The organism is Salinivibrio sp. EAGSL (genome assembly GCF_013366455.1).
In the GTDB taxonomy this organism is placed as follows: domain Bacteria; phylum Pseudomonadota; class Gammaproteobacteria; order Enterobacterales; family Vibrionaceae; genus Salinivibrio; species Salinivibrio costicola.
Genome location: NZ_JABWMG010000078.1, coordinates 1 through 263 on the forward strand (window position 1 = coordinate 1; position 263 = coordinate 263).

2 tRNA genes are annotated in these 263 nt (G+C 49.4%); both read left to right on the forward strand.

Annotated elements, in window-relative coordinates:
- The first annotated feature begins 103 nt into the window (after positions 1-103).
- A tRNA-Gly gene (locus HLG76_RS14770) sits at positions 104-178 on the forward strand.
- A gap of 13 nt (positions 179-191) precedes the next feature.
- Positions 192-263: transfer RNA gene (locus HLG76_RS14775), tRNA-Thr, on the forward strand.

The following is a 263-nucleotide window of genomic DNA, read 5'->3' on the forward strand; positions in this document are numbered from 1 at the left end:
CAAAGGGATCAGACTGTAAATCTGACGGCTCAGCCTTCGAAGGTTCGAATCCTTCTTCCACCACCAATTTCAAATTGTTTGAATAGCTCTACGAGTAACGATTGCGGGCATCGTATAATGGCTATTACCTCAGCCTTCCAAGCTGATGATGCGGGTTCGATTCCCGCTGCCCGCTCCACTCTTTTTAGAGTGCTGATATAGCTCAGTCGGTAGAGCGCACCCTTGGTAAGGGTGAGGTCGGCAGTTCAAATCTGCCTATCAGC